General features: G+C 41.8%; 2 protein-coding genes. Both read right to left on the bottom strand.

Annotated elements, in window-relative coordinates; translation table 11 throughout:
* Positions 1–87: 87 nt before the first annotated feature.
* A complete protein-coding gene (locus LJE12_RS19340; protein ID WP_055060139.1) occupies positions 88–852 on the bottom strand; it encodes an ATP-binding protein in 765 nt (254 codons plus the stop codon).
* Positions 849–2,420: a Mu transposase domain-containing protein gene (locus tag LJE12_RS19335; RefSeq protein ID WP_055060138.1), complete on the bottom strand. Its 1,572-nt coding sequence runs from the start codon at positions 2,418–2,420 to the stop codon at positions 849–851. Before LJE12_RS19335 ends, LJE12_RS19340 begins: the two co-directional genes overlap by 4 nt.
* Between the last annotated feature and the right edge of the window lie 151 nt (positions 2,421–2,571).

Below are 2,571 nucleotides of genomic sequence, written 5' to 3'. Positions count from 1 at the left end.
TGCAAATTACGCTCAAACGGAATGCCAGTTCCGCTACTGCGGAACGGCTATTCCATTTTTAACGGTACGAAGTACCGCTAGATGATATCATTCTGTTTCACGCATATTTATACCGTTCATTTCCAGACGATATGTATGATGTTTATCTGTGATTCGTGTAAGGCACGCATCAGCGTAGGTATTATCAGCAAACATATCAAACCATGTACTGACTGGAAACTGTGAGATGACTACAGTTGATTTTCTTCCATCCCTGGTGTCAAGGACTTCAAAAAGATCCCGGCATTTATCAAGATCGAGATCCATAAGGCCAAAATCATCGATCACAAGAAGATCCAGCTTGGTCAGCTTATTCAGGTAATCCAGATTTGTAGATTTGATACGTGCCTGTTCCATTTCGCTCATAAGAGTGTTCGCTTTTATATACTTTACACTCTTAGACTGCTTCATTGCAGTTACACAAAAAGCATTGATTAGATAAGTTTTTCCACTGGCAGAAGATCCTGTTACAATGAGATTCTTTCCTTCCTCTATCCAATGGCAGGTACTCAGTCGTTCTATTGTCTGGGTATCAAGCTGACGTTCTGGACGGTAAATAGTTTCGTCAAGATCCGCCGCCGGGTATCGCAGATGCGCTTCTTTCATCAGACGATTAAAACGTTTCTCTGCCCGCGCCTGCCACTCTGCATCAACCATTGCTGTTATGCGTTCCATAAAAGTGTTCAGATCTGCATTAGGATCTTTCAACTGTTCTTCCAGGATATGTGCCATTTCTGGAACACGGAAACTCTTCAGACGCATAATCAGAGCCTGTTCCTGAGGTGTTAATGTAATGTCATGGGATGAACTCATTTGTATGCCTCCTTTCCACGGATGTTTGTATGGGAAGGAAGTTTTCCGGTTCCGTTTATAGCACTGCTGGAATGATTATTCTGAACCATGCTAAGTACTTTCTTGAAATAAGAATACTTGCAGGCATTGGCTTCTACGCATTTCTCAGCAGCCTCCTGAACCAGCCTGTGAGGAACATCTTTACAGGAATGGAGTACACCGGCACAGCTGTTGTATGCCTGTTCCTCATGCTTGGAACTGCGGAGTATCCTGTCAATAAGAGTTACCATAGATTCTCCATAAACAGATGCCCATCGTCTGTAATAAGCTCCGTCATGTGCATTCACTTCTTTGTAATATAGGTGTTCTGGAGGCATATGACTGTCATCTGTAATGTAAAGAGGAAAATCACGGTAAGATCTTGGATGGTGGCAGATCAGCCGGTTATACTCATCACAGATCCGTATCTCTGTCATTGTAGCCTTAAGAATTGCAGGCTTCCCTTTATAGGTATACAATACAGAATAGTAGTGGGCATCATACTCAAGGTGGTAATTATCTGGAACTTTAAGAAAGTATTTATAATCACAAAGTGTATAACTTTCGCCTGGAAGCTGGTTCATACGCGGTTTGTCGTACTTTTCGAATCCATTCATGCGGGATTTCCGAATGTCAGATTTTTTCTGGAAAGGACGCTGGTTGATGTCCGCTACGATCTTTTTGACCGCAGCATTCAGAGCTTCCAGAGAGGTATAAGTATCTTTCTTTAATTCTTCTACCAGATGCGTCTCCAAGAAACGCACATGATTTTCAACTGTTGGTTTGCCTTTCGGTTTCCTTGGTGGTGGCGGCAGAATGATCGTATCATAAAAAGTTTCCAGATCTGAAAAAGCTGACTGCAGCACAAGTTCATCTTTACTATGCCTGGTAACAGCTGTTCTCAGATTGTCCGGGACAAGATATTTAGGAACTGCCCCATAATAAGACAGTGCATGTACTGTGCCGGTAATAAAATGTGGAAGTTTTTCATCCGGAAAGATCTCTGCATAAACAAGGCTGCTAAAACCAAGTGTAGTTGTAAAAATGTGAACTTTCCGAAGTTCGCCAGTTGTTGTATCCAATAGTAGTTCCGGCTGGTCGCCTACCCAGTCAATATACATCTTTTCACCAGGGATTCGTTCCACAGGCATAGATGTTTTTGAAGTACCATAAGTATCTACCATAAAATCACGATACAGCTTATAAAACTGAGCAAGCTGGTAACCGTTAGGATGCTCTTTTTTATAATCAATCCATAGAAAACTCAAGTCAGCATGTTTTCCCATTTGGATCATCTGCTCATGTATTTTTTCAAAATCAGGCAGTGGAATATCCTTATGTCGAAGGTTTTCTTTTGGATAGATGAGATCAACCACCTTTGAGGCTGGCATTTGTCGAAGATCATCCAATGATAAGCCTGAATCCTTGTAGCGGTTCATGATTAATGCAATCCCGCTCCGTCCGATCCGGTAACGTTTTTGTACAGAGTCATAACTGACTTTACTGAGCCGAAGTCCTATGACTCCAAGAATAGTATTGTAGTCGTGCATAATAGTTCCTCCTTTGCACTGTGATGAATAATAGTTACATCACAATAATAAAGGAAAAACGTACCGTTTTGAGCAGAAAACGCGTACCACTAAATCAGAATGAATGTACCGCCGATTTCGGAATAGGCGTACCGTTCGAGCAGAATTTGCA

The organism is Blautia sp. DFI.6.71 (assembly GCF_020593585.1).
In the GTDB taxonomy this organism is placed as follows: domain Bacteria; phylum Bacillota; class Clostridia; order Lachnospirales; family Lachnospiraceae; genus Blautia_A; species Blautia_A wexlerae.
This window is presented reverse-complemented; position numbering and strand designations above follow the sequence as displayed.

Bases quoted from the DNA above. Each gene is read 5' to 3' on its own strand.
- LJE12_RS19340 (WP_055060139.1), bottom strand. From the start codon at position 852: ATGAGTTCATCCCATGACATTACATTAACACCTCAGGAACAGGCTCTG.
- LJE12_RS19335 (WP_055060138.1), bottom strand. From the start codon at position 2,420: ATGCACGACTACAATACTATTCTTGGAGTCATAGGACTTCGGCTCAGT.